General features: G+C 42.5%; 18 protein-coding genes and 1 tRNA gene. 11 read left to right on the top strand and 8 right to left on the bottom strand.

Annotated elements, in window-relative coordinates:
* Nucleotides 1–98 precede the first annotated feature (98 nt).
* From B2575_RS11425 to B2575_RS11410, 4 genes are all read right to left on the bottom strand, one after another.
* A complete protein-coding gene (locus tag B2575_RS11425; RefSeq protein ID WP_296242135.1) occupies nucleotides 99–1,592 on the bottom strand; it encodes an SAM-dependent methyltransferase in 1,494 nt (497 codons plus the stop codon).
* Between the two features lie 83 nt (nucleotides 1,593–1,675).
* Complete coding sequence (locus tag B2575_RS11420; RefSeq protein WP_296242133.1) at nucleotides 1,676–2,656, bottom strand: DUF1365 domain-containing protein; 981 nt, start codon at nucleotides 2,654–2,656, stop codon at nucleotides 1,676–1,678.
* Nucleotides 2,657–2,697: 41 nt separating this feature from the next.
* A complete protein-coding gene (locus tag B2575_RS11415; RefSeq protein ID WP_296242131.1) occupies nucleotides 2,698–4,413 on the bottom strand; it encodes an NAD(P)/FAD-dependent oxidoreductase in 1,716 nt (571 codons plus the stop codon).
* Between the two features lie 60 nt (nucleotides 4,414–4,473).
* Nucleotides 4,474–5,211, bottom strand: coding sequence for an SDR family NAD(P)-dependent oxidoreductase (locus B2575_RS11410; RefSeq protein ID WP_296242130.1), 738 nt, complete (start codon nucleotides 5,209–5,211; stop codon nucleotides 4,474–4,476).
* A 542-nt stretch (nucleotides 5,212–5,753) separates the two neighbouring features.
* Here B2575_RS11410 and B2575_RS11405 point away from each other — a divergent pair.
* Entirely contained in the window at nucleotides 5,754–6,956 is a 1,203-nt protein-coding gene (locus tag B2575_RS11405) for a pyridoxal phosphate-dependent aminotransferase (protein ID WP_296242129.1), read from the top strand.
* A 300-nt stretch (nucleotides 6,957–7,256) separates the two neighbouring features.
* Nucleotides 7,257–7,332: transfer RNA gene (locus B2575_RS11400), tRNA-Asn, on the top strand.
* Nucleotides 7,333–7,591: 259 nt separating this feature from the next.
* On the opposite strand, the gene icmH is transcribed toward B2575_RS11400, so the two are convergent.
* The 4 genes from icmH to B2575_RS11380 all read right to left on the bottom strand — a co-directional run bounded on the left by icmH (nucleotide 7,592) and on the right by B2575_RS11380 (nucleotide 11,642).
* Nucleotides 7,592–8,404, bottom strand: a complete 813-nt coding sequence (icmH, locus tag B2575_RS11395) for a type IVB secretion system protein IcmH/DotU (protein ID WP_296242127.1) — start codon at nucleotides 8,402–8,404, stop codon at nucleotides 7,592–7,594.
* 114 nt (nucleotides 8,405–8,518) lie between these two features.
* Nucleotides 8,519–9,865 (bottom strand): type VI secretion system baseplate subunit TssK, encoded by a 1,347-nt coding sequence (tssK, locus tag B2575_RS11390; protein ID WP_296242126.1) that lies wholly within the window; start codon nucleotides 9,863–9,865, stop codon nucleotides 8,519–8,521.
* A gap of 9 nt (nucleotides 9,866–9,874) precedes the next feature.
* Nucleotides 9,875–10,561 carry a hypothetical protein gene (locus tag B2575_RS11385; protein WP_296242124.1) on the bottom strand — a complete coding sequence of 229 codons (687 nt, stop codon included), beginning with the start codon at nucleotides 10,559–10,561 and terminating at the stop codon, nucleotides 9,875–9,877.
* Between the two features lie 31 nt (nucleotides 10,562–10,592).
* Nucleotides 10,593–11,642 carry a M15 family metallopeptidase gene (locus B2575_RS11380; RefSeq protein WP_296242123.1) on the bottom strand — a complete coding sequence of 350 codons (1,050 nt, stop codon included), beginning with the start codon at nucleotides 11,640–11,642 and terminating at the stop codon, nucleotides 10,593–10,595.
* Between the two features lie 426 nt (nucleotides 11,643–12,068).
* Between B2575_RS11380 and B2575_RS11375 the strand changes: the two genes are divergently transcribed.
* From B2575_RS11375 to B2575_RS11335, 9 genes are all read left to right on the top strand, one after another.
* Nucleotides 12,069–13,853: a hypothetical protein gene (locus tag B2575_RS11375; RefSeq protein WP_296242121.1), complete on the top strand. Its 1,785-nt coding sequence runs from the start codon at nucleotides 12,069–12,071 to the stop codon at nucleotides 13,851–13,853.
* A gap of 66 nt (nucleotides 13,854–13,919) precedes the next feature.
* Complete coding sequence (gene tssM / locus B2575_RS11370; protein WP_296242120.1) at nucleotides 13,920–17,966, top strand: type VI secretion system membrane subunit TssM; 4,047 nt, start codon at nucleotides 13,920–13,922, stop codon at nucleotides 17,964–17,966.
* Nucleotides 17,963–18,943, top strand: coding sequence for a type VI secretion system-associated protein TagF (tagF, locus tag B2575_RS11365; protein WP_296242118.1), 981 nt, complete (start codon nucleotides 17,963–17,965; stop codon nucleotides 18,941–18,943). The genes tssM and tagF overlap by 4 nt, the downstream gene beginning before the upstream one ends.
* 117 nt (nucleotides 18,944–19,060) lie before the next feature.
* Nucleotides 19,061–19,897, top strand: coding sequence for an OmpA family protein (locus B2575_RS11360; RefSeq protein WP_296242117.1), 837 nt, complete (start codon nucleotides 19,061–19,063; stop codon nucleotides 19,895–19,897).
* Between the two features lie 172 nt (nucleotides 19,898–20,069).
* Nucleotides 20,070–22,928: a DUF2345 domain-containing protein gene (locus B2575_RS11355; protein WP_296242115.1), complete on the top strand. Its 2,859-nt coding sequence runs from the start codon at nucleotides 20,070–20,072 to the stop codon at nucleotides 22,926–22,928.
* A 2-nt stretch (nucleotides 22,929–22,930) separates the two neighbouring features.
* Complete coding sequence (locus B2575_RS11350) at nucleotides 22,931–23,362, top strand: hypothetical protein (protein WP_045451239.1); 432 nt, start codon at nucleotides 22,931–22,933, stop codon at nucleotides 23,360–23,362.
* Entirely contained in the window at nucleotides 23,359–23,883 is a 525-nt protein-coding gene (locus B2575_RS11345) for a hypothetical protein (RefSeq protein ID WP_198330575.1), read from the top strand. The genes B2575_RS11350 and B2575_RS11345 overlap by 4 nt, the downstream gene beginning before the upstream one ends.
* A gap of 157 nt (nucleotides 23,884–24,040) precedes the next feature.
* Nucleotides 24,041–25,147, top strand: a complete 1,107-nt coding sequence (locus B2575_RS11340; RefSeq protein ID WP_296242112.1) for a hypothetical protein — start codon at nucleotides 24,041–24,043, stop codon at nucleotides 25,145–25,147.
* Nucleotides 25,148–25,181: 34 nt separating this feature from the next.
* Nucleotides 25,182–26,387 (top strand): hypothetical protein, encoded by a 1,206-nt coding sequence (locus tag B2575_RS11335; protein ID WP_296242110.1) that lies wholly within the window; start codon nucleotides 25,182–25,184, stop codon nucleotides 26,385–26,387.
* Nucleotides 26,388–26,537 lie beyond the last annotated feature (150 nt).

Here is a 26,537-nt window from a genome sequence, read left to right as displayed (position 1 = left end):
CACATCCTTTTAATTAGCGTTTTTTAATCCCAGCTTATTTCCATCATCGCTTGTTAAGTCAGTGCTTGTTAAGACACTACCTTTTGAAACGCAACTTGTTAAGACGCTATGTTTCGTTTGGAGGCGTCTTGGCCATCACTGTTGGCATTACCGCTTTCATTAGAATTCATAATATCGTGAATCAGGCGGCTGCTTTGCTCATCGGTGAGAGTGTCATGAGAAGACAAATCAGAGAAATGCATCACATCAATATTATCCGGCTTCACTGCGGTCAACTGTACCACGCCGATGGTGCGCTCTAAAAACCCACCTTCACAGTAGCAAAAGTAAAAATCCCACAAGCGAATAAAGGCATCATCATAACCAAGCCCCTTATTTTCTTCACGCTGTGCCATAAACGCCGCACGCCAATCGCGCAAGGTATGAGCATAGTCAAAACCGTAATCATGTAGCTGCTTGATGACCATGTCGGTTTGTTCAGCAAACTGATTGTTTAGCTCTTGATTAGACAGCAAACAACCACCAGGAAAAATGTGCGTCTGGATAAAATCGACTGAATTAACATAATCTTGGTAGTGTTGATCGTTAAAAGTAATCGCTTGCAGCACCATCAGCCCTGTGGGTTTGAGCAAGCTATTACATTTGGCAAAAAACGTCGGTAAGTACTCGTGCCCAACGGCTTCAATCATTTCGATACTGACCAGCTTGTCATACTGCCCTGTCAGCTCACGATAGTCTTGCTTCAGCAGGGTAATTTTATCGGACAGCCCTGCCGCATCGACTCGGCGCTGCGCCTCATCATACTGGGCGTCAGAGATGGTCGTCGTCGTTATGTGACAGCCATAATGTGTGGCGGCATAAATAGCAAAACCACCCCACCCTGTGCCAATTTCTATCACATGATCATCAGGCGTCAATTGTAATCGATGGCAAATGAGCGCCAGTTTATGCTGCTGCGCTGCGCTCAGTGATACATCAGGCGTACGATAGACTGCCGCTGAATACATCATCGTATCGTCCAAAAAACGCTGATACATATCATTGCCCAAATCATAATGCGCTAAAATATTGGACTTAGCACCAGACTGATCATTACTGCGCAGCCGATGCTTCGCTTTTTCAAAAGCCTTACTCACACCTGCAAAGCGATTTTCTAACTTATTCAACACCGCCAAGTTACGCGCTGCCAACCGAATCAGCCCGGTCAAATCGTCCGTATCCCACTCACCATTGATATAGCTGTCTGCTAGCGCAATAGAGCCGCCAAGCAACAGCTGCCGATAGACAGTAGGATCATGAATCATCAAGGTGACGTGTAGTGAATGGCGACCCACTGCCGAACTGCTCGCGACACTATCGGATACTTTACCAAAGCTGACGGTATTAGGTGCTTGCTCATCGAATGCTTCGACTATAGTCAGGCTACCAAACTGGATATGCGCTAATGCGCGGAAGATGAGTTTTCTTGCCAATTGATTCATTCCCGCACTGACTGGCTGAAAAATGGCGCGCTCATTGACGACCTTACTCATCTGTGCGGTCAATTTTGCTAATGTCGAAACGGGTGCTCGGTCGGTTGGTCGTGCTGACATCGTATATTCATCCTTGTTTAAATGCTCTATGCTTAAGCGTTAAGCTGATAAATTTCTTTGGCTGATCGTTAGCCCTTCAACTATCAAAGAATATCTTTTGGAGTCGGTGCTTTGTTCTGTTGGCTATCGGCCAGTTTTTCATCATAATGAATATAAGGCACTTTTTTAATCGCATAAAGCTTGAAAGCATGCCAATAAATACGGGTTACAGAGGTCATGTTCATTAGCGGACTTTTTCGCAAACTGTTGCGAATCGTTGTGGCGGTCATTGGAACGCCAGCCATTTTTATACCCGTTTTTAATACCTCACCGCGCTCATCGCTGATATCGATAGCAATACGAACTTGCAAGCAATTATCCGGCTGCTTTTTTACCTTAACCTGCCAACGATATAGCTGATCGATCGGGTTAAAAGGTGAGACATGAAAATCTTTATTATGACAAAATTCAGTATTCGCACCATTGAGTGTAAACCCATAGTAATGGCGCTTATCCCATGGTGTATTAGAGACTTCAGCCAATAAATGCGACGGCATCTGCTGCTCATCGAAACCTAAGTAAAAATTGACTGGACTAAAATATATGCCTGCATTGCGGCAAACGAGCATTCCAATAATATCGCCTGTTGGCTCACTCCCCGTTTGCTCAGTAAACGCTTGGTTCAAGCGATGATTAAGTGTCTGAACAGAATTTGAACGACAGTTATCCTGCTTATTACTCATTGATAAATTACTTAGGCTATTTGACTCTTGTAAAGGTAGACCTTGTAAGTAATCATCAGGACAAAACTGCTGCAAGGCTTTTTTCTTTGCTGAAAATAATGGCAATCTTTTGACCAGCCGTCCTTTTGAAAGCAACTTTTTTAAAAGCTTATTTTTGCTACTAATACCTGTACTTACTTCAGGAAGCTCCAGCCCTTTAGCCAATGCGCTGATATTGATGCCCCAATAACGGTATGGGTACGCAAATTTATGCACACTTGGCAGTAACCGACTGTGCCAAGTCGTCCCATGGAACAACTGATGGGGTAACAGCTTATTAGGCGTGTCGGTTTCAATAGACATAGCATTCTCTTCAATAGTGTTCGTTGATTTCACTGCTAAAATCACTGCACGTTATGACGACCAAATAAGCGACGCTTTCGCTTTTGTTCATCATTTTTAACAGGCGGTTGTAAACGTTCAATGTACTCAATCAGCTCCTGATTGGTGAGCGCCGTGACCACCTCACGCTTATTAAGTGTGCGCAATTTGCTATCTGCCTTTACCGGTAGGTCTTTATAACGAAACGGCGTATGTGCGCTCTCGGCATCAGGCAGATGAGTCGGATCAACCTCGTCCTTTATCGCAATATCATGACCGAGCGCCTGACAGACACGTAGACCACTACGTACGCCATCTTCATGAAAACCATTAAACCAATAGGCACCGCAAAAATGTGTGTGCATGTCGTTACCGGAGATACTCGACCATCTGCTTTGCGCCTTAATCATCGCTTTATCAAACACAGGATGGCTATAATCGATGCGCTTGATGACGTGCTTATCATCAATATTTTCATGAACGGTTTCTGGATTCAGCGTAACCAAATAATTGTGTTTTTTGGTCAGGCGTTGCAGAATATTCATGTGATAAGTCAGCACTGGTTTTGCTGATGTTTGCGCTTTTTGATTTGCGAGACTCTCATCAATCAGATAATTCCAGCTGGCCCATGCCAACGGCTTGTTCGGTAGGACACTGACATCGGTATGCAGTACGGCGGTATTTTTGGTAAAGCGAAAATGACTCAGCACCTCATTTTCATCCTTACTGGCGTCTGTTAAAATTTTGAGCGCGGTGTCTGCATGACAAGCAAAGATAACTTCGTCAAATACCAATTTTTCGTTTAAGCTTTCGATATTGTTGTCAGTAATGCTTTTATTTTTAACCGTCAATAATACTTGCTCACCATCTCGAACCACAGACTGGACTGGACTGTTTACTCTCACCTCACCGCCCGCTTTGATGAAGCGTGGAATCAACTTATTGACGTACTGTTTTGAGCCACCTCTAATCGTAAACCACTGCGGACGATTAACCACATCAAGCAAGCCATGATTGTCAAAGAACTGTGCAAAAAACACCAGTGGGAAGTCTTGCACTTCATGCAGACTGGTTGACCAAATGGCAGAAACCATTGGCAGCAAATAGTTATCTATAAACAGCTTGCCATAACTTTTTTCTGTGAGATAGCTGCCCAGTGTTTGCTCAGTAAAAACACTAACATCTTGCCCTTTAGTACGTGCCATTTCGTAGTCTTGGCGTAGCTGCTTGATATGCTTATTGAACTGTAAAATATCTTTGATAAATTGCCAAAACTTTGGATTGAAAACATTCTTACGCTGCGATAATAAAGTATTGAGCGTGTGACCATTGTATTCAAAATGGCGCGCTGTATTCTTTACCGAAAAGCTCATATCAGTCGATTGAAACGGCACTTGTAGCTCATGCAGTAGACGAAAGAAATTGGGATAAGTACGCTCATTGAAGACGATAAAGCCAGTATCTATGGCACTGTTTTCCACATTGCTGCTCTTTGCTTTTTTGCCGTCTTGTAGCGCCACATCGATGGTATTTACATGACCGCCAATATAATCATTAGCCTCGAACACTGTCACTTCATGTTGCGCCACCAGATAATGGGCGCAAGTCAATCCTGATACACCTGAGCCAATGATAGCAATACGTTTTTTAGCTTGAACGTTAGTCGTCTGTTTTGAGAGGCTGCTGGCTTCATGAGAGATTGTCTCTAGGTTCTTACGTTTACGGCGGTTAAACAGCATTGATGCGCTCCTTTCCATATTTTTAGTAATTTATTTTTAGCCGTTTTTCAATATAATAAGCTATTTTTTATTGATTTTTTCACTGACTTGCTGCCACACCAAATCTGGCAACGTACCCAATACCTTTAACGGTAAAGTGAGCTTTTTGGGAAATTCGATCACGTCGCAACCACTCGCGATACCATCACGAATAGCTTGGCTTGCCTGCGCTGTTGTTTGGATAAAGGGCATGGGAAAATCGTTCTGCTTAGTCATTGGCGTCTCGACAAAACCAGGCACGACCAAGCTTACCGACACATCATGCGGTGCAAGGCTAATTTGCAAAGTTTTCATGAGGTAATGGATGGCAGCCTTTGAGCTGCCATAAGCTTCGGCACGAGCAAATGGCACATAAGCAGATGCTGAACCAATGCCAACCAAGCGACCTTTTGAGGCGATTAGTTTTGGCAATATCCCTTCGATAGCATGTGACAACGTACCCATATTTACCGACATCACTTTCATAAAAGAGGCGCTATCGAAGTTTGGCATGTCCAAATATTCACACATGCCAGCGCCACAAATCGCCAAATCAACCTCTTCAATTTTTTCAAAAGCGTCGATAACTTTATCCCGATCCATGAGATCTAAGTCAACCGTTTCTGCGCCTAATGACTCAAGCTCAGCCAATGCGCTATCGTCTCGACCAACGGCATAGACATGATGACCGTCTAGTAAATAGTCTTTTGCCAATTGATTGCCAATACCCGACGTCGCGCCAGTAATAAGTATATGTAATTTCTTAGTAGAGTCAGTCATCGTAAACGTCCTTTTATTTGTGCTGATAGCACAAAACTTACCATGCATTCAGGTGTCAAATACTTGCTTATCATCTTTAGTCAGCTGATGGCATTAACCTTTTTTTTGTTAAGGTATCATCCATTTTATTTATTAAATCTAAACAATCATAGCGCAAGGCTATCGATTTATTGTTGTGGTTTCGCAATCAATGCATCTCTCAATTGACTGAACCTGTCTACTCTCGCGCACTGGAAAAATTGCTCTTAGGTCTGTCGTTTTATGTTACTAGCCTTATAAGACAGCCTAATTACGGCATGCTACAATACTAAAAATCAAAAATATATTTGAATTAAAAGGCTGATTAGTCAACGTATTTATCATGGAAATATCCAACCTGTTAAAAGCGCTTGTGTTTATTAACGGTTATTTATTTTCAAAAATCAACTTCCCTTGCGACAGTTTTTGAAACTGCCTGATATCCTGTCCTAATGATATCTCAAACGTTATACAATTAATGATAGTGCTTCACCAATCCCACTCCACTATAAAAAGGATCTCTCATGAGCGAATTGCAACTCTCTGACCGCGTCAACAACATCAAGCCATCGCCTACGCTAGCGATTACCAATAAAGCCAAAGAGCTAAAAGCAGCTGGTAAAGACATAATCGGTCTGGGTGCGGGTGAACCTGATTTTGATACGCCAGAGCACATCAAAAAAGCAGCAATCGATGCCATTAATGACGGTTTTACCAAATACACCGCTGTCGATGGTACGCCAGAGCTCAAAAAAGCCATCATTGAGAAGTTCAAACGTGATAACAACATCAGCTATGAGCCCAATGAAATCCTGGTATCAGTCGGTGGTAAACAGTCGTTTTTTAACCTTGCGCAAGCCTTTATCAATCCAGGTGATGAAGTCATCATTCCGGCACCTTACTGGGTCAGCTATCCTGACATGGTCATCATAGCAGAAGGTGTGCCAGTCATCGTCAAATGCCCTGCTGAGCAAGATTTCAAAATCACCGCTGAGCAGTTAGAAGACGCCATCACTGACAAAACTAAAATGCTGGTACTAAACAGCCCCTCTAACCCAACAGGTATGATTTACACGTTGGATGAGCTAACAGCCATCGCTGACGTGCTGAAAAAGCACCCACAAGTTTATGTTGTGTCAGATGACATGTATGAGCACATCCGCTGGACGGGCGATAAGTTCTATAATATTCTGAATGCAGCACCTGAGCTAAAAGAGCGGGCAATTACTTTAAATGGCGTGTCAAAAGCATATGCGATGACTGGCTGGCGTATTGGTTACGCTGGTGGCCCTGCCAAGCTGATTGGGGCGATGAAAAAAGTACAATCACAGTCAACCTCATGCCCAACATCGATCAGCCAAGTGGCTGCCGAAGCCGCTATCAGTGGCGATCAAAGCGTGCTCACGCCAATGGTAGAAGCCTTTGAAAAGCGTTGTGATCTAGTCGTTGATGGTTTGAACGCGATTAAAGGTATTACCTGTCTGCGTCCTGATGGCGCTTTCTACGTGTATCCTGATATCAAACCACTCATCAAAGCCGCTGGTCTGTCATCATGTACTGAATTTTCAGCATGGTTGTTAGAGAAAGTTGGCGTTGCAGTGGTGCCTGGTGACGCCTTTGGTCTTGGTGGCTATATGCGCATCTCTTACGCGACTGATGAAGCAACGCTAAAAGACGCCTTATCACGTATCGAAAAAGCGGTTGCTGATTTAGACATTACTGAATAATAAATAAACAGCCACTGTCTTAAAATTACTACGCTTAAGTATGTGCTTAGAAATGTGCTTATAAACGAAGACGCCACCTATCCTCTATGTGGCGTCTTTTTTATTTATCTCATAATTGTTGGATTTTTTGGCAAAAAACCTCAAAAGACGCCTTATCCCCTTATTAAAATAATTATCTTTGATAATTATGCAAAAAAGGCTTGACGTATTTTTTATTTTTGCTAGAATACGCCCCACTTAGCAAGAACTCGTTAGAGGCTTCTAAGGCTCGTTGTAAGGTTTTAAATACTTGCAGCTTATTCTCCAATAGCTCAGTTGGTAGAGCAACGGACTGTTAATCCGTGTGTCCCTGGTTCGAGCCCAGGTTGGAGAGCCACATTTTAGTTGTAAATTTCTTGAATTATCTTTAATTCATTTATGGCATTTGCCAAAACCCTCATCTCTTTGATGAGGGTTTTTTTATGGCTATTGTTTTTATTGGCATGAAGAAACTTATATAAAACTCAGTAGAAAAATAAGTAGCCAACGATATAACACCCATTACCTTGCTGTCCTAACGGTTTTTATTTCAGCACAACGTACGCAGCTGAAATAAAAACTGTTAAAGAAGTTAGCATTTAAAGTAAGGAAAATAATTAAGGTAGGAAAATTGAGATATGAGCTTGCTCTTTGTTTTCTTGAATCACATTGTCGTATGCTGACAGCTGCTCATTAGAGAAACTATTGGTAAACTGCCACATGGTCGCAAATATCGCGGTCAACAACACTGCCATGACCGTGAGTATGACCCATAGTGGCGTTTCGCTCGTGAGCGTGTGTTTGATTTGGTCGGGTATCGCCCAAAATGGCGAAAACTCGTTCTTATTACCCCGTAGATGCTCAATTTCATCCCCTAAGCGTGAGATAAGATAACGAATTTTCTCTGGTGCCTCTAAACGATACTTCCCTTGAAAACCAAGTAGCATCGCATAGTGATAGACCTCCAGAGCAGGCAGACGCCTCTCTCCTTGCTCGCGTAGCCCATCTAAACGCTCAAAGAATTCATTACCAGCAATTTGTGAGCCAAATAAATCCAACTGCAAAGGATTTAGCTCCCAAGCATCTTTGAGAGTTTGAAACTCGGTCTCTTGCGAGGTCATGATGGTCTCATCAATCAACGCACAATACGCATACTTGGCTTCATGGATATCTTCTGACAGAAATCCTTTTTTGCGCGCATTCATCTCGAATTTATCTAAAAAATCATATATTTTTTGACGAAATTGTCGCGGCTCTGTACTGAAATAATGATTACGCAATAAAAACACCAAGTAAAAGCCGTCATACATGATGTCTACCAGCGACTGACTACTGATACGCTTATCTAGACCAGTTGCTGAGACCTTTGAAGCCACCTCGCCTGAATCTAACAACGAAGGTGCAGAACCCATTGAATTATTCCCTGACATGATTATTCCTAATGCTTATTATTTCAAATACTATTGAGGGCGTGTCCTCAAAATGAGAGCGCGCCCTAGTGCATACTCATCTTGCAACCTCAGCACCTCTAGAGACAAAAAGAACTACTGTACGATAGCCATCAGCTCTATTTTTAAATCATCAAAGCCATTTGGCACATAAATACAGATAGATTCAGATTTGAGCATTTCGTCATATAGCTCGCCTACCGGTTCGATGGTGAAGTAGCTAAAGCCTGGTCTCACTGGTATCGCACTGGGTACTTGGCTGACATGTGAAATAGAAGAGCCTGGCAGCGCTGATAAGACACGTTTCTCTACTGAGTCAGGCGTCGCAATTTTAAATCGGCGTGGTACGATGTCGATGAGCTCGTGCATCGGCAATGATGAGCTAACAGACAGATATAGCTGTGAGCCACGCGTGATCTTGTCACTACTTAGCTCGCCTGTATAATAAGATGGCTTATTCTGACGTAATGGAATCGAAATAAAGTTACTGGCAATGACGGTATTGAGTAGCTCACGAATGATTAAAATGATACTGACAAATGAGTCATTAGCATTATCGTGATGATAAGAAGGTAAGTCGCCCACCTTATATAATGAGCTAAAAGTAGCCAATTGGCTGGCGACATTTAATAATGCTTCATAAAGGCGTTCTGGATGTAGTTTGGCATTATTATATAAATGACTGAGCTGAGAGTATGCGGTATTTAGCGTATGCAATAGCCAAAAAGAGGCAATATCTGAGGAGCGAAACTCCAGTAAGTCATTGTTAGATTGACGATGATGGTCATACAGTGACGTAGACTTGGTATTAATCATCGTCATCAAACGATATACGTGACCAATAAGCGCAGGGTTACTCGTAATATGCACACTTGGGACGATATAATCATCATCGACTTGATAGATGCCTTGAGTGGTGCGCACGAGCTTGGCTACCAATAAGGACACGGTATCTTGGCTAGGCGCTTGCGCAGAATGGCTTAATTGCAAACTTGGCGACAGTTTAATCACGTCAATGACTGCTTCAGCCGCTTGGCTATATAGATCTTGTGCCTCAATAGCACCCCTTACATAGCGTGTTGGGTTGTCACTACGATCCGTCTGTATATTGCTGCCGCCACTATGGACAATCTCTAAACTCAAAAATACGAAAACTTCATCGCCATTGTCTTGGGTATCTAAGGTAATGGCTTTCGGTAAAGTGTCAGTACGAGGCGCATGATATATCGTGCCATCTGGCAATACCGCATAAATACTTTGAAAACTTAGTAAATTGCTTTCCAAAAGTTGCTTATCAATCTGAACATCAGATACGCCATAAGCATAAGGATGCACCAGCATCATACTCAAAGCGCGTTGCGAGTCATGATAAGTGTCTTGAATCTGAAAATGTTGGGGTCGCAAAAACAACCCTTCTCCCCATAATACCCTGTGTTTACTCAAGACAATCTCCTAAGAACAGCTGACTAGTGGCTGCTGATAATATTTAAGTTTGGTGGTAAATGTAGGTGCCAGTGCTGAGTCAACACCCTCAGTAATGCTGACATCGCATCCACCAATATTGATCGCCAGTGGCGTATCAAAATTGAGACTGGCAAGTGGGATAAGAAACTGTGAGCGCTTTTTGGTATATCTCAGCCCCACTTTAATAGCGATAAAGCGCGCGTCTTGTGGAATGTTCACAGTCAGACTGCTCTCACGATTTGGGATAATACTGATCTCTTTGGCCGCCAGTGCTTCAATATCCGTAAACTGACTCTCTTCTTCCAAAAATGCGATATAGGCAGTACTTGCTGTGCCTACTTTGGTACGCCCTGCATTGGCATTAGTGGTGGGTTTGATATTTAGAGTAATCTGCTGACGCTTCAGTTTTTCTTGTAATGCTTGCTGCTCAGCACTCATGGTCGCCAGCTGCTGTTGCTGCAGTTCTAGCTGTGCTTTTAGACTTTGCAGATCAGCACTATTTTTGCCATTATCAACGATATGGCTCATGGCATCTATAGTAGGAGGCTCGCCTGCCAATGCCGATACCTTGCCATTTGACTTGCTCAACTTATCAGTGCTGCATCCGGCGATCGTACCACTTAGCAAGCAAGTAGCAGCGATTAATGATACTGGCAATGTCATACATTTATTCATACTTTCAGTTTACCTTAGCTTGTTATTATCATTATTGACTGGTCAAAATCTCAGCCATTTCTGGGCGACCGAGCACGCCTTTTTTGCGCAGCTCAACATGCCCAAGATCCATCATACGCCAATCACCACCCCACACAAGTCCGGCAGATTTGGCTACTTTACCATATAATTTATAGCCTCGCATTGCCCAAGGATCCTTTTCGCTTATGACAATTTTACCATTTCTGATAAAGGCGCTATCGCCCGCTAAACCAAACTGATGATAGCTCTTGTATGATCCTGCCTTCGTTACATGAGTCCCTTTTTTCAATAGTCTTGCTTGCCTTGCAGGGCTACGATAGCCTTCTAACAGCACCATGTCATAGCCATATTGGTCACTCATTACTTTATACACAGTCAACAGCCGTTGAACAAAATCTGAGTTCATTTTTTGCCAATTACGGTCAGCATTTTTGATATTGATATGACCATTGTTTAGATGTGCAGCCAACATGTCACCTGAATAGCCAGTGCTATGATCTTGCGTGTCTAAGTCAGACAAGTCAGGCTCAGGGAGCATTAGCGGCCTATCAGTCTGAGGTATATTTGTCTGATTATCCGGCCAATACCCTTCCTCTGTCTTGTCAGCTTGGTAGCTTGCAACCTCGGCTTCTAGTTCAGCAAACAGCTCCTCTGGCGGAGGCGACGGCGGACGCAGACGCTCTCCTATGAGTAGTTGACTGATTTGCAGATTTGTCGTGCTAGCCACGGTATCGTTGGCATGATAAACCTCCAGAGAATGATTGGTAATCAGGGCATAACACAATCCAACCGTTGCCATGACAATCAAAAAAGACAATGCCGATATCACTGGAATACGAGAAACATCTATATCTGAAATAAAACGAATAAACTGCTTGATACGATAATCAAATGCTTTCTTTGGTGTCTTTATTGATGGACGCTTGAATTTTAGGCTAGACAATCGATGAAAAAACACCATTACTTTATCTAATAGTCGCCCACATAGCTGCCGATCAAAAAGCATGACCATCATGAGGATAGAGAGCAATGTAAAGACCGATACAGTCAAGTAAATCATAGGCAAGCGTCAGCGACAGTTGAGACGATAAAAACAAAATAATAATAAACAGGCGTTGATAATTACGATTTCGTCAGTATTATATAGACAAATCATCTCCTTTTAAAATAAAGCTAACTTAATTACACTAATTTTTATTTATTTCTATCCATTAGCTTATCTATAGACAGCTTAAAAATACCATTTCATTATAAAAATTCACTTAATAATGCTTAGAAGGCTTAGAAGGCTTACTGGTTATCGATTTTATAGTTTAACGACATTTTCAAAGCGACTCCTATCATTACAACCGAATCATAAATAAGACAAATAAAGTTAACTAGCATAGTAAAAACAAGCTTATAGATATCATAAAATTTGGATCGCAAAGCTTGTCTACATGGTAATAATCATAATAACAACCCAACAAATAGGGAGTTTAAATAAGTGGGCGCAAAAAAAATACTGTCATACGGCCGATCTGTTTTAGTCATGATTTTGGTGTTGTATCTCATTTTGGTCTGGATGTACTTTAAAGACAATGCGCGACAGCTGACCTCATCTGGCTTATTACTATGGTTTGTTACCATCCCTTTATTGTTTCTTGGCTCTATCATGGCGCTCTCATGGTGGCAAAAAAAACTGGATAAACAAACAACCGATTCACCAGAGATACTTGATGGAACAACAGATAAAACAGACGCTATTAAGCCGCCCAATACTTATCAGTTATTCATCTATAGCCGTGTCTGCCTACCAGAAGGAGACTGTTGGTCTGAAGTGGTGGACAATGACGCAGACCTAACCGTATTGAGCGAGGATTTGACAGATATTGATGGTATGCCAATGTTAGTCAAACCGATTGCAAGACTCCCTGATGTATCCGCACTACCATATCCTAGTCTGTCTGATGCCTATTCAGCAGATTCAGAATTTGACGACAGCTATTCAGACCGTTATTTAGATTCGAACAGTGATTTAGACCTTAGTTTAGACAGCCATCTCGATGGTGAGAGAGTTACCGAACGTAAAGCCGCGTTAAATGATACTACCTTGCGTTTACAGGCATTAATTTATGAGCAGCTAGTCTTGAGCGAGGAGATGCTGTCTAGCCTTGCCGAACACTTTTACCAACATCACCAACAGGATACGACTCAGTCCAACGCAGCCATTCATATTCATCCCGAATGGCAGCAACATTATTTGGTGAGTGCCAACGAAGTAAGTAGTGAAAATAACAGCCGTAAAGAGAACAGTGATGACAAAATGACAGCAGCCTCTGCTGGTCATTTAACCAATCTTCCTATCTATTTATGCTTACCTGCCAGCGCCGATTCAGCATTTTTGATCGCGACCATAAAAGAACAGTTAGCAGCTTACGGTATTCCTGATACACGGCTTGCTATTACGACCATCATAACTGACAGCACTGACGTCGCAAACACCGTAGCAAATAATAGCGCTAACAATAGCACCATTGCCACACCTACAGAATTCATCCATAGACATCTGCTGCCTTTATCTAAATCAACTGCGCCTGATCTTTGCTTAATTCTCATTGCAGATTCACAGATAAGTGAAGAATGGTTAGACACTCATTTGTATGCTGAGCAAATGACCAATGTCATTCCTACTGAGGCGGGTGCGCTGTTGCTATTCTCGAATCAAGCGGCTCAAGAGCTACTCAATATTGACGCTAGTACCCGTATTTTATTAACGGAGATAGCTACAGCTCATCGCACTGAGCTTTTGAGTGATAAACGTCGCTATTTGAATCATTTAACGACTATCAAAAACCTATTAATAGACAATATGCTTTCACTGTCACCGACCGATACGACCACGCTAGAAACCACTGATAAACAGACAGTAAAGTCCGCAAAAAAATCGTCTGACATCAACAGCAAAGAAAAATACAAGACTAATGTTGCTATAACAGACATGACCATTACCGCTATGTCTGACATTAATCCATTAAAGCAGCCCTATGACTTATCAACGTATATGAGCTTTCTTGAAGCATTTATAGCACAAGGCGCTCTAGTAAATGAGCATCATTTAGGGCATTATATGCCATTGAATAATTGGTTGAAGCCATTCATCAGCTTATCGTTATTCATTGACTTAGCCAAAGAAGACCAACAAGAGTCAGACAGATCATTTCTAATTACTCAACATAAGCACTGCAATATGCTTTGGTTGCTACACTCTTCTCAAATATCTGAGTCGTAGTTTTAATAGTGTTTTGTCGTGGTAAATACTCGTTTTATTATCTTAAGTTCATACTAGGTAGCACGCATGTTTTCAAGGTTTTTTCATCTTATCTATAACCCAAGAGTATTATTGGCGCTGGGGCTCATAGTCGCCCTAGTCTTACTTTATGATTATGTGACTATTAAAACCTTTGTCATAATCATTGGCGTCCTAATCACATGTACGGTGCTGGGGGCGCTTGGCTATTACCTGTGGAAAAAACGTAAGCTTGCCTCAGATGAGCTGGCAAACTTAGTGGAGGATAATGGCAACGAGAGCCAAGGTGACGATAGCCTTCATGTGGCCAAAGATGAAAACGCTCAAGAAGTGCAAGCGCTACGTCAGCAAATGCAAGAGGCCATTAAAACCATTCGCAAATCAAAGATAGGCGATCAAACAGGCAAAGCGGCGTTATATGAGCTGCCATGGTATATGGTCATTGGTAATCCCGCGGCAGGCAAAAGCTCTGCAGTGCTACACTCTGGCTTAAAATTCCCCTTTATGGAGCAAGGTAACAAGCTATCCGTTAAAGGCGTCGGCGGTACACGTAACTGTGATTGGTTTTTTTCGACTGAAGGTATCTTGCTCGACACCGCTGGACGTTACTCCGTTTATGAAGAAGATCGCTCAGAATGGTTGTCGTTTTTAAGCCTACTCAAAAAGAATCGACCTAAAGCACCGATCAATGGCATCATCATCGCGGTTAGTATCGCCGAACTCACCAAAAATGACCCAAACTATGCGTTGGATTTGGCCAAGAATCTGCGCAGCCGTGTGCAAGACTTAACTGAACAGTTAGAAGTTTATGCGCCTGTCTATGTGGTCTTTACTAAAATGGATTTGATTTCAGGCTTCCGTGACTTCTTTAATGACTATGAGCAAGAAGAGCGCAGCCAAGTATGGGGCGCGACCATCCCCTACCCTGAAGACCCAGAAAACATCAATATCACTGACGTATTCGAAGAGCATTTTGGCGTATTGGTCAATGGTCTAAAAGATTTGAGCACCACTAAGCTATCCTTACGTCATCAGCGCACGGTATCTCCCAGTCTAATGACTTTCCCAATGGAATTTCAGTCATTACGTCCCATGATACGGACGCTGATGCATGCGTTGTTTGAGGACAACCCTTTCCAATTTAAGCCCATATTGCGTGGCTTTTACTTTACCAGCGCCTTGCAGGACGGGCAAGTTAGTAGCCAAATGACGTTGCAAATGGTACAAAATTACGATTTGCACCCACCTGCGATACCGCTCAATGCGCAGCAAGAAGCCGCAGACAAGCCCTATTTTTTACAAGATCTATTTTCTAAAGTCATTTTAAAAGACAAGCATTTGGTCAAGCAGCATAAAAACCGACACAAGCGCAGTCATCGTGCGCTTGCGACGCTAGCTGCTGTCGTGACTTTGTGTGCGGCTGTCGGTCTGTGGACATGGTCTTATGCCAATAATAAACAGCTCACTGAGCGTGTCGTGGCTGACTTACAGCAAGTCGCAGCGCTACAAAAAAATTCTAACGGTGATTTACAATCGCAGCTTGAGTCGCTCAATATTCTACAAAGTCGAATCGAGCAGCTTGAAGGCTATGAAGACGACAAGCCGCTGTCTTTGAGATTTGGCCTCTATCAAGGCGATAAGCTTAAGCAGAAATTGCTAGCAGAATATTATAACGGCATCAGCATTATCGTCTTAGCGCCAACCAAACAAAATATCGAAACGTTTTTGACCGAAGTAAATACCAATGCCGATCAATTAGAAGTCCGTACAGAAGACTCAAGCACTGATGGCACCTCTGATGCTGCCGTTAATGATGCTTATATCCAGTCGGACCCCACAGACGTTGAAGATGCTTATAATGCGCTCAAGGCTTATCTCATGCTTGGCAATCATGACAATTTAGAGGCCAGTCATTTGAGTGATCAGATGACCCGTTTTTGGCGCAACTGGCTCGAAGCCAATCGCGCTGACATGCCGCGTGACAAGATGATTCGCCAAGCTGAGCGTATCTTGAGTTTTACCTTGGCTCATGTCGACGACCCCGCCTTTCCATTGATCCAAAATGACTTAGGGCTGATAGACAAAACCCGTAGCAATTTATCCAAAGTTAGCAAAGGCCAACCTGCTCGTGAGCGGGTTTACTCTGAGATTAAAATGCGTGCATCTGCCCGTTTCCCATCGGTCACGGTTGCGCAGATTACGCAAAACAATGCTAATGAAGCACTGCTTGGTAGTTATGTCATTTCAGGCACTTTTACTAAAGAGGCATGGGATGCTTTCGTCAGTGATGAGATTGATAAAGCTGCCACTACGAGAGTGGTCGCCGATGATTGGGTGTTGGCCACCAGTAGCCAAGATGACCTTACCTTGACAGGCAGTCCTGAACAGATAAGACAATATCTGGTCAATCGCTATAAGCAAGAATATATCAGTGAATGGAAACGTTTTTTATCTCAAGTGTATGTTCGGGATAGCACAAGCTTCGATGATCATGCGGTCTTATTAAATCAGCTGTCCAATGCCACAGAGTCACCGTTAAAAACCCTATTTGAGACAGTAGATCGCCAAACTCAATGGGACAATAAAGCGGCTAATCAAGCAGCTGGCAATGGTGGCGAATCTCGTCGCTCATTTGTCAATTGGTTTAAGCAAACCATCCTGCGTCAAAGCCCTGCTGAGCTGCGGCAAGCAGAAGCAGCGATGAATAATGGTGGTAGCTCTAGTAACGCCGCGCCTGTAGCACAAGCAAGCTCAGGTGTGATTGCTCAAGAATTCTCCTCTATACATGCGCTAGTAACGCCAAGAGAAGAAAATCAGGATCTGTCATTATTAGATAGCTATTTAGTCAGTTTAGGCGATATCAGAACCCGTTTTAACAATATCGCTCGTAGTGACGACATCGGCCCTGATGCCTTGTTGTTTGCCTCACAAACCCTCAGCCCCGAAGGCTCAGAGTTAACCAAATCTCTACAGATATTAGATGAGCAGATCCTAAGTCAAGCCAACTCTGAAATAAAACAACTGGTTCGTCCGTTGTTGAGTGAGCCACTGACTCGTTCATTTAATATGCTGCTGACGCCTACCAAGGCAGAGATTAATAAAGTTTGGAAAGCGCAGGTCTATAAGCCTTTCCTCGATAATTTAGGCAGTAAGTATCCCTTTACCGCCAATGCAAACTTAGAAGCGACGCCTGCAGAGATCGGTCAATTCTTCGGCGAAGATGGCTATGTGGCGCGATTCGTCAACGAAACGTTATCGCCCTTTATCATTCGCCGCGGCGATCAAATCTCCAGTAAAATCTGGAATGGTGCAGGTCTGGGTCTTAATCCGCAGTTTGTCGCTGATTTTGGCCGTTACTTTACCAATTATACGGGTAGTAATAGCCCAGGTGCTGCTGGTGCGAATAATACTGGTGGCGCTGCCAATCAAACCACTTTTCAAATCATGCCATTACCCGTCAGCGGTTTGACTGAATATACCATTGTGGTCGATGGTCAGCAGTTGCGTTATCGCATGGGAACCCAAGCGTGGACAACGTTTGTATGGCCGAACCCAAGTAGCCAACCTGGTGCCAGTATTCGAGCCAAAGACTATGATGGCAGAGACTTTACTGTCTTTGAAGAAGCAGGTAGCTTTGGGGTAGAAAAGCTGATTAACAGTGCACGCCGTACTGAACTCGGCAATGATATCTTTGAAATGGCATGGGCTGGTGACGGCATCACTGTCTCTGTACGCTTTAGAATCATCAGCGGCAGTGGTAGTAGTACCACTACCGGTCAAGGTCGCTCTACCAATCCCTTTACCGGCATGAAACTACCAGAGGAGATTATTGCCCTTGGTGTCACACGTACAGCAAGGCCAATTTCTGATGATAATGCTGTTGATGGCGATACTCCTAATGCAGGTTCTGGCACCAATCAGCCAGTACCAACTGGCGAGCAAAATACAAGCAATGTCACGCCGCCAGCCCGCGTATCTACTATAGCCCCTAATACCAATAGTGAAAATAGTCCACCAGTACAACCGCCTACTGATACCACGACGGCTACTGATGATCGTTCAGCCGTGACTGAACAGCAGGAGCAAACGCCATGACTCCAGACTCTTTGCCTTTAGTATATTTTGGAAAATTGCCTGCTCGCGGGGACTTTGTCCGGGCGCGCGCTCATATCTCTGAGACCAATGCCATTGATGAATGGGTCAGCGAAGCGCTAGCCGTGTCGGAAAGTGTATTTAGCGGAATTCCGATAGACAATGTCAGCAATCATAACTTTGCCTTTTTAAATTTCAGTCATATCGACACTAGAGCTAATGAGATTATCACCGGTGTTTTGATCCCTAGTCACGATAGTAGCTATAGAAATTACCCATTGATAGGTTTTGGCGTGCTTCATCTCGATAAACCGAAAAACTGGATGAACTATCTGCCCGTCAAGTCATCAGCGCTTTGGAATGACACTTATGAAGTTTTGAGTATGGCAAAATCCAAAACTGACAATAGCGATCTTATGGAGCACCTCAACCATAGCCAACTCAGCATCGATAACAATGCCAGTACTTACTACTATGATTTTATCAATACCACTACGTTGCATGATATAGCGATCTTAATGAACATCGATAAAGCGCAGCTGATACAGCAAATCATTGCCACTGGCCTGTTATTTTTACCGACCTTTACTAAGGGTTTCCATGGCTTGAATAAAGCCATCTGCTGGTCACTTACCTCTGATAGAGAAAACTCGATACACATGGCCACTTTTTGGCACGATCTCATCAATGGTTTTTATCAGCCACACCAGCTCTACTTGAATACCTACTTATATCGTGTCGCTAATTGCTATCGCCTGCTCATGAGTTTTACTAAACCCGATGGACGTATACTCAAGCAAATATCAGAAAGTGAAAAAACTTATCCTGAAGATTGGGTGGTCATCGCTCATAGTTACTGGACTCAAGGCTATATCGATGAAGACATTGGATTGACACGGTTTAATAAAGTATTGTTACAAGACAACTTATATCTGTATGATACTAGGCAATTGTTTAAAAAAACTTTTTTAGCACAATAAATAATGGCTCACGATAACTGCTGATTCGTAACAGCTGATAGCTGATAGTAGCCGCCATGCATCATACCCCTGCAATTAGTCACTGCTCAATAATAGACAGATTAAAAAGGTACTTGAATGAAAGTCCTCTCTAGAATAACAACACCCAAGCGAACAAATCACACGAAAAACCTGCTATTAGCCGCCGCTATCACCCTGCCTATGAGCGCCGTTGTATTTGCAGAACATAACGACACTCATGTGACAAATAATTCACAAAATGTGCCAGTGGTCATCAAGGGTGTGGTCGCTACCAGCTCAGACAAACAGCAACTGCTCGACAAGCTAAAAGCACAGTATCCTGATAAACCCGTCAGAGATGAAATCGAAGTACGTTCGAACATCAGTATACCAACCAACTGGCAACAGATAGCCACGACTATCATTGATAGCGATATCTCTAACATTCGTCAAGGGCGTATCGACATTCATGGGACGACCATTAGCTTACATGGCAAGGTAAGCAGCCTTGAACAAAAGCAAGCCATCCAAAATCGTATTCACTCGCGCCTAACTGATCTCTATCAATTAGAAAATCAGCTGGTCGTGGTAGAAGGTGAACAACGCCTCATAGACGAGACTTTAGGCAACCGTATTGTCGAGTTCGAGTCTGGTAGCACCAATCTAACGCCGATGGGCCTCGGTATCTTAGACGATATGGCAGGGGTGTTACAGCGGGTCGGTGATAAGCCTGTTCTTATCACCGGTCATACCGACAATGTCGGCAATTCTACCGCCAATCTTGCCCTATCAAATAAGCGTGCAGAAGCAGTCAAACAATACTTGATCGGTCGAAATATCAATGCGTCTCGCCTCAGTACTACTGGTAAAGGGGACTCAGACCCTATCGCTAGTAACGACAACGAAGAAGGTCGCACTCGCAATCGCCGTATCGAATTTACCCTTAATGAATAACATCGCTATGTAGAACGTATGACGATAATGCTCACTAAACAGTGACGGTTAAGTGCTGATAGCTGGATTGATAATGCTGAAAAGCATGCTGTCATTGCTACTAGAGATATCGATGCTACAAAAAATGCCAATGCTAAAAGAGAGCCACCGCTAAAAAAATAGGGACATAACTATGCTACGCTTGACCAATACCGTGCTGCCTATGCACCCTGATCGGCTCTATGCCAGTGAAGGCAGCACTCAAGCGGCCTATCCGAGCGCTCGCCAAGACATCAATGCTCATCGTGCGTGGCAAGATAAGCTCATGCATAGCGCTGATGAAGCCGATATCATTGCTCAACTAAACCCCAATGGTAATTGCCAATACCAGCAGCACGGTATCGACACTTATGTGCTACACGTTTATATCCATGAGCGGCATCACCCTCCCTTTACGCCATTAACCAATCTCATCGGTAGCCCTCTGACCTTGAGCTTTAATATTCCAAGTGGCCTAAGCTTTCGCCATCTGTATATAACGGCTGTGCATCAGCTAGATCATGATGGCAGCTACGGCTATTATCGCTTGCTCGCCCAGCCCATCACTTATCGTCTGCATCAGCATATACGCGGTCATATTGATACTCATTTGACCGTACAAGCGATGGTAGCAGAGCGCACGGCTACGCTGGATATAGAAATAATCGATGACAGCAACAATGGTGAAGATGCTAACTGGTCATCAGCACGCATGACCCAGTGGCAAATAAGCGACTGGACACATATTTGCGAGCGGCTCGCGCGTCAAGGGCTGACAGCCTATCTACGCCATGAGCAAACGGACGAGCATAGTCCACCAAAGCTCGTTATTACATCGCACAGTCCAAGTGATAGCGATGGAATTAGCTTAAATATTGGCGCGCTGCGTTACCAGCAAGTGTTACATGACCGTGTCCATGCACCAGTATTGGCATTGAGTGAGCAGGTCATCACCCAGCCAAACTCAGTAACGATGCAGCGTTTTAATAGCAGCAGTGTTGCACACCCAACGCAGTCCGCTGACGTTGCGATGAGCCGTAACTCTGATGACATAAGCCATTCGAATAACTACACACTCACATTAGACACGCCTGCTGCTTTTGCGCCAGTAACAGATACTGAAACCATAGACGAAGCAACCATCGTGGCAAACAGTCATCAAAGTCAATATAGCGTCTATCATGCTCTAGCCCATGCTACGGATTTGAGTGTTGCTGATACCTTTATGCTTGTCGATCACAGTGCGCTCAATCAGCACTACCGTGCTACCCATATCGTGCATCTGGCTCGCAATAGTCTAGCGCATGTCACAGGGCTGACCCAAAGCTCACGCCACCAACAGCGTCATGCGTCAACATTAGCAGCTGGCATTCATTTGACTCAGCTGCGCCTCATTACCGCTGATACCTCATGGGTCGGTCATCTATATAGCAGACATGCCCTACCGCCGATGACGGGTATCACCGAAATGCAAAATGAGATGGATAGCCGTAACCATATGACGCCCACGCGCAGCTATTTACTGGATAGCCCTGCCCAGCCTATCAGTCGCCTTGAGGCTCAGGCTGGCGCTAACTATGGCACCCACTTCACCCATAGAGCGGATGACCAAACCCTGATGCAGTCTATCGGTGATAGCGAGCATCTGATTAATACTGGCAGTTTATTGTCATCGACTCGCCCTAGCCTATTTGCCACGGACAACGAACAAGCGATTGAAAGCGGTTATCGCAACACGAGCAATGGTTTATCTGAATGGATGACTGACCACCGTACAGAACAAGCTTACTCTCAGCTAAAAGTAGACAGTTCTGGGATATCCGCCAGTCTAAAAATGGGGATTATCAATCCTGCTACAGATGGTGCTAAGCGCCAAGGTATTAGTGCCACTACCACTGCGCAAATCAATATTAAGTCTGGTGAAGCACTCGTTCTATCCACTCAACCACAAACTCACACACAATCTGGACAGCATAACTACCAGCAGCACACCCCGACTCTGACCCAAACTGGTCTTGGCGGTCAGCACTTAGCCGAACGTTTAACACAATTGGCGACAGGGCTTGGACGTCATGTCAATGACCACAAAGCGATTAAGACGCAGCTTGAGACTATCGCAGAGGAACAGCAAACCAAAACCCATCAAACGATGCCCTACACGCTAATCGATAGCGCAGCATACAGTGCTTATGCCAGTGACGATACGCTGATTCACAGAAGTATGGGTGAGATGATTAGTACTACGCAGCAAGATATGATGATCAGTAGTGGGGAGAGTCATAACCAAGTCAGTAGCGAGTCTCTAAATATCATAGCCGATGGTCAATTTAGCATGACCAATGCCAAAGAGAATATCACCCTCTCCGCCCATACGGGTAAGCTTGAAGCCACGGCTAAGCAAGATGTCAATATAGCCTCCTCGACCAAAGAGGTTGAGATAGTAGCGACGAATAAAATTACACTTACCGCTGGTGGTGCAAGTATCACTTTGGATGGCGCAAATATTACGATAGCCGCAAAGCAGTTTACGGAGAAGGCTGGTAAGCATAGTAAAGCTGGGGGTGGAAGGGATGGGATGGGTTTGGCGGGGTTGCCGAGTTTGATAGCTGGTGCGATGTTTAAAGCGCAATTTAAGTTCGCTGACGATGATGATATCGCCTACACCAATACACCATATATTGCTATTAATGAGAATACAAAAGAAACATTCGAGGGTGTAACTGATGCTGAGGGAAATACTGAGACTTTTTATAGTTCTGACTCCAATAAGATTAAAGTACATCTAAGAAATGAAGACCCTTGGGGATCTATTAAGCTTTATAAAACTAAATTTAAGTTTACTGATGATGATGGTAACCCCTATAGTCATGTTCATTATCGTGCAATATCTGAGGTAAAAGAGTTAATTTATTTTGGAATCACTAATGCTGAGGGTGAAACTGAAAACCTTGTATCATCACTTGAAGAAAACTTTAATGTTCACCTCTATCTATCAACGAATGGAGATTATTAGTTATGCAAAAACCGCCTCAATATTCTACAGATAAAACTACTTTAGATGGTAAAACTAAACAGGTGAAGATTACAAAGGGGAACAAAAATTTAAAATCTTGTCCTGTATTTGAGAATTTAGTGCTCAGTGCAAAGGGATCTGAATATTTAGATGATATTAACTCTCGTCTTAAACTTGGTAGCTGGCTAACAAGATTTTTAGGTATAGGAGGAGTAGCTACTGTCTTTATAGGCGGAACAACTTTAAATGCAGAAGTTGCAGTAAAATCAACAGACTGGATAATGCTTGCAGAAGGTATGAGAGACGTGAGTAAGATAACTCGACGAAAAGTTGAAGACATAGCAGGTATGGCTGTCATTGACCTTCAAAGTGATGGAGCAAGTAACGATGAAATTAAATTCTTTAGATCTATTTACGATGGATGTATACCATGAAAAAAACTATATTCTTTTCATTAATATTAATCATATTTTCAGTACCGGCTTGTGCTAAAACAGAGACACAATTAGAAGATAAACTTACTCTAGAATCAGCAATAGAACAGTACGAGAACACTATAGATCTATGCACTGCTGAAGAAAAAAACAGAACTTTACCTGATGAAAGTACTTTAAAGAAGATAAGTAAAATTGACATAAAAAAAGTTAAAGATTACATATTATATCGTTCAGATATCAACTATAAGATATGTATGCTTAAAAATGGTGCAGCTCCACTTGAATATTTTGTAGCTTTATCAACAGATAAGGCAAAAAGCTCCGCAGTACGAAAGAGAGCACGTTTAATTTCTGAAGAAATAGTCAGCAGTCATATAATAGACAAAGTAAATAATATTTCAAATTTAACATCAGAAGAAATGTTACAACTAAAGTCAATCGGTTATTTAAACACAAGCTTTGATGCGGTTAAAACATATGATGCTTTAAAATCTTATAACAGCCAAAAAATCGATTGACTTAATGATAGAAATTAGAATAGCAATAAGTAAGAAGCAGTGCACTTTGATGTTTGATCTGAATGAGTAGATAGATATGTTGAAGCGATTAAGGTTCATTACTTCTTTTTTTATCATATTAATAGCTACTTCTTGCCAAGCTAAAACAAAGGTTAATATGCCTGATAAATCTTTAGAAATTTCATTAAACATGACTGCTAAAGATTTATACGGTGCTAACCCTGAGTATAAAGCTTTCCAAGAAGCAGACGCTCAGCCTATGGGGGTTACTTTTCAAGGTTATGATTTTCCAAGATATAAAGAACCTACTGTCATTATTAAATATCCTAATGGTGAGTTAAGTATTGACGGTGTTATGTCAGTCTTGGCTTACGACGATAACAAACAAGCAAATTACAAACTCTCAAAAATCAATCTTGGCTTTTTATTCAACCATAAAGTAAGCGGTATATCAGACGAAAACGCTTATAAAAAAATGATGTCTTTCTTTAAACAGCTACAAGATAAAGGTTGGACTTATGCTAAAAGTTTAAGTGAACCTCGTTTAAGCCCTAAAGATAGCTTTACATTTGCCACAAAAGAAGGTGGAAGTGACTTTAATCTTGATTACACCTACCCTTTGAACTTTGAGCAATGGATGCAGCTCAGTGATTTACAAATATGGCAACTGCGACATGGTACAGATGTATTTATGAATATTAGAATAAATAGGCAAAGTGACCCTGAAACAGGCAACCATCATTACCTGATTAGCTTAGATGTTTTCGATGAGTTGGAATTAATAAAACAAATAATCCCTAATAACTATGATGAATCTTTGCCTAAAGAATATAGTAAGCTTTATGATGGACTTCCTGAAGCTAGACTTTTTTTCGAGACTAAAGCTATCAAAATGGGATTGAAGATTCAGCAAAACCAACCTGACTATACTTTACCACTAGTACTTAAAGAAACAGGCATAGATACTAGTGAGTTTGTCTCTATTGACCCTTATAAAATTACTTATGAAGAGTTTATGCAGCGTTCTGAGGCGGGTGAAGATATGACGCCTTATTATGAGAACCAGCCTACCACTAAACCTGAAATTACTAGTCAAGCCAAAGGGCGTTGCCCAGCAAATCAGCCTTGCCCTAAGTCAGGCTACTGGTTCACTCAAGCAAAAGCGAACAGTCGTGCCTACTTTAAGCAAGGTGACATCATGCCTGATTACCCTAACAACCAATGGGGCGAAGTTATTTGGCAGTTTGAAGGTGAACAAGGGTAAGGCTATAAAATCCCATTATTCAAGCAACTAAGGCATGTTTGGTATTATATTTAAACAAATTTTCATTACTCTGATTTGCTTTAGCTTTCTTTTTTTAGCTACTGCCTGCCAAGCAGAAAAAGAGACTGCTATGCCTGACAAACCGTTAGAAATTTCATTAAACATGACTGCTAAAGAGTTATACGATGCCAACCCTGAGTATAAAGCTTTTCAAGAAGGCGACGCTCAACCTATGGGCGTTACTTTTCAGGGTTATGATTTTCCAACAAGCAACATGGGGAAAGTAATTTTCCATTATTCTGACGGTAGTTTCAATATTGACCAAGTTGTCACTATTTTAGCTATGGATAAGGTAACTAGCGAGCAGAGAGGATTGAATAAAATTACAGTTGATTTTTTCTTCGATAAGACAGACAACGGTATATCAGACGAAGATGCCTATCAAAAAATGATGTCTTTTTTTAAAGAACTACAAGATAAAGGTTGGACGTATGCGCATTCAAATAGCGCTCCTAGGTTGACTGCCAAAGACAGTTTTACATTTGCAACGACAGATGAAGGTTCAGAACTATATCTTGATTACAGTTACCCACTTACTTTTAAAGAATGGATGCAACTTAATGATCTACAGCTATGGCGATTAAGATATGGCACAGAAATCTATATGGACATTAGGATAAATAGACAAACAGATCCATCTACTGGTAATCGTCATTATCTTATTAGTTTAGATGTCTATGACGAATTAGAGAAAATTCAAACCAATTTAGACTCTGAGGATAGAATCAGATGGCAGGATACCTACCCAGAAATTCATCCAGAAATAGCCTCTTGGAGATTAGAAAATGAGACTTCTGCCATCAATATGGGATTAAAAATTCAACAAGATCAACCCGACTCCACCCTCCCTCTGATATTAGAGAAAACAGGTATCGACACCAGTAAATTTATCTCTATTGACCCTTATAAAATTACTTATGAAGAGTTCATTGAGCGTCAAGAGGCAGGTGAAGATATGACGCCTTACTATGAAGACAAAACCAAGCCTAATAAACCCGAAATTACCAGTCAAGCCAAAGGACGTTGTCTAGCTGGTCAGCCTTGTCCTAAATCAGGCTACTGGTTCACACCTGCCAAGAAAGATAGTAGAGCCTATTTTAAGCAGGGCGATATCATGCCCGATTACCCTCACAATAATTGGGGTGAGGTTATTTGGCAGTTTGACAGTTTGACAGTTTGACAGTCAGAAAGGTTAGTTTGTTATTATTTTACTTAAGCCACCTTCGGGTGGTTTTTTATATTTATGACTCTCAACTCAAGCTCGAGCTCCAATAACAAACAGGACAACTACCAGTATCATCCTGCTACTTTGATGCAACTAGGGCTTGAT

This window comes from Psychrobacter sp. UBA6739, from assembly GCF_002453835.1.
Classification (GTDB): Bacteria; Pseudomonadota; Gammaproteobacteria; order Pseudomonadales; family Moraxellaceae; genus Psychrobacter; species Psychrobacter immobilis_A.
Note: the sequence above shows the minus strand (reverse complement) of the source record. Positions and strands in the feature narration are given on the sequence as shown.

Bases quoted from the DNA above. Each gene is read 5' to 3' on its own strand.
- B2575_RS11340 (WP_296242112.1), top strand. From the start codon at position 24,041: ATGCCTGATAAATCTTTAGAAATTTCATTAAACATGACTGCTAAAGAT.
- B2575_RS11345 (WP_198330575.1), top strand. From the start codon at position 23,359: ATGAAAAAAACTATATTCTTTTCATTAATATTAATCATATTTTCAGTA.
- icmH (WP_296242127.1), bottom strand. From the start codon at position 8,404: ATGTCAGGGAATAATTCAATGGGTTCTGCACCTTCGTTGTTAGATTCA.
- B2575_RS11385 (WP_296242124.1), bottom strand. From the start codon at position 10,561: ATGAATAAATGTATGACATTGCCAGTATCATTAATCGCTGCTACTTGC.
- B2575_RS11335 (WP_296242110.1), top strand. From the start codon at position 25,182: ATGTTTGGTATTATATTTAAACAAATTTTCATTACTCTGATTTGCTTT.
- B2575_RS11360 (WP_296242117.1), top strand. From the start codon at position 19,061: ATGAAAGTCCTCTCTAGAATAACAACACCCAAGCGAACAAATCACACG.
- B2575_RS11405 (WP_296242129.1), top strand. From the start codon at position 5,754: ATGAGCGAATTGCAACTCTCTGACCGCGTCAACAACATCAAGCCATCG.
- B2575_RS11355 (WP_296242115.1), top strand. From the start codon at position 20,070: ATGCTACGCTTGACCAATACCGTGCTGCCTATGCACCCTGATCGGCTC.
- B2575_RS11415 (WP_296242131.1), bottom strand. From the start codon at position 4,413: ATGCTGTTTAACCGCCGTAAACGTAAGAACCTAGAGACAATCTCTCAT.
- B2575_RS11380 (WP_296242123.1), bottom strand. From the start codon at position 11,642: ATGATTTACTTGACTGTATCGGTCTTTACATTGCTCTCTATCCTCATG.
- B2575_RS11420 (WP_296242133.1), bottom strand. From the start codon at position 2,656: ATGTCTATTGAAACCGACACGCCTAATAAGCTGTTACCCCATCAGTTG.
- B2575_RS11410 (WP_296242130.1), bottom strand. From the start codon at position 5,211: ATGACTGACTCTACTAAGAAATTACATATACTTATTACTGGCGCGACG.
- tagF (WP_296242118.1), top strand. From the start codon at position 17,963: ATGACTCCAGACTCTTTGCCTTTAGTATATTTTGGAAAATTGCCTGCT.
- tssM (WP_296242120.1), top strand. From the start codon at position 13,920: ATGTTTTCAAGGTTTTTTCATCTTATCTATAACCCAAGAGTATTATTG.
- B2575_RS11425 (WP_296242135.1), bottom strand. From the start codon at position 1,592: ATGTCAGCACGACCAACCGACCGAGCACCCGTTTCGACATTAGCAAAA.
- B2575_RS11350 (WP_045451239.1), top strand. From the start codon at position 22,931: ATGCAAAAACCGCCTCAATATTCTACAGATAAAACTACTTTAGATGGT.